The 1,104-nt window shown below is 65.9% G+C and carries 1 protein-coding gene; it reads left to right on the top strand.

Going from position 1 to position 1,104, the window contains the following annotated elements:
- Nucleotides 1-115: 115 nt before the first annotated feature.
- Nucleotides 116-1,104, top strand: a 989-nt coding sequence (locus tag A5643_RS10960; protein WP_156628759.1) for an IS481 family transposase, incomplete at its 3' end; no start/stop codon positions are given.

The raw sequence follows: 1,104 nt of genomic DNA, 5'->3' as shown, positions 1-1,104 counted from the left end.
TGTGATGTCCGGAGAGGTTGTCCCGCCCGTTGGCGGTGAGTCGCCCTGACAGGTGAGGGCCTCCGGTTGTGAAGTGGAGCTGTCTAGAAACCGCTTCGCCAACCAGGAGGCCCTCGTGTCCCACGCTAACGCCACCCTCACCCCGATCACCCGGTTACGGCTCGCGCGACTGGTCGTCGACTGCGGCTGGACCTACGCAGCCGCGGCCAAGATGTTCATGGTCTGCGCGCGCACGGCCAAGAAATGGGCTGACCGCTACCGAGCCGAAGGGCTGGCGGGCATGACCGACCGCAGTTCACGACCACACACCAGCCCGACGAAAACCAGCACTGCAACGACCAAGCAGATCGTGGCGCTGCGGTGGCGTCACCGGCTCGGGCCGATGCAGATCGCCGCGCGGTTGCAGATGGCGACCTCGACGGTGCACGCGGTGTTGGTGCGCTGCCGGATCAACCGGCTCAGACATATTGACCGTGTCACCGGCGAGCCGCTGCGCCGTTATGAGCACGACCGCCCCGGTTCGCTGATCCACGTCGACGTCACCAAGTTCGGCAATATCCCTGATGGGGGCGGCTGGCGCTACGTCGGCCGCCGCGAGGGCGAACGCAACGCCCGAGCTACATCCCGGCGAGCCGGCGGCAACAGGCGTCACCGCAAGGTCGGGACCGCGTTCGTGCACACCGTCATTGATGATCACTCCCGAACTGCCTACGCCGAAATCTGCACCGACGAGAAGGCAGACACTGCAGTCGCCGTGCTCCGCAATGCGGTCGCCTGGTTCATCCAACGCGGTGTCATCGTCGAGCGAGTCCTGTCAGATAACGGGTCCGCCTACAAGTCCCACGCATGGCGCGACGCCTGCGCCGAACTGGGCATCACCGCGAAAAGGACCAGACCCTACCGGCCCCAGACCAACGGCAAAATAGAGCGCTTCCACCGGACCCTGGCCGACGGCTGGGCCTACGCCCGCTTCTACAGCTCAACTGAACAACGCAACGCCGCCCTCCCCGGCTGGCTGCACTTCTACAATCACCACCGAGCCCACTCCGCCCTCGGAGGCCGGCCACCGGTCACCCGACTGACCAACCTCCCCGGACATCACAG

The organism is Mycobacterium sp. 1274756.6, assembly GCF_001668625.1.
In the GTDB taxonomy this organism is placed as follows: domain Bacteria; phylum Actinomycetota; class Actinomycetes; order Mycobacteriales; family Mycobacteriaceae; genus Mycobacterium.
This window is presented reverse-complemented; position numbering and strand designations above follow the sequence as displayed.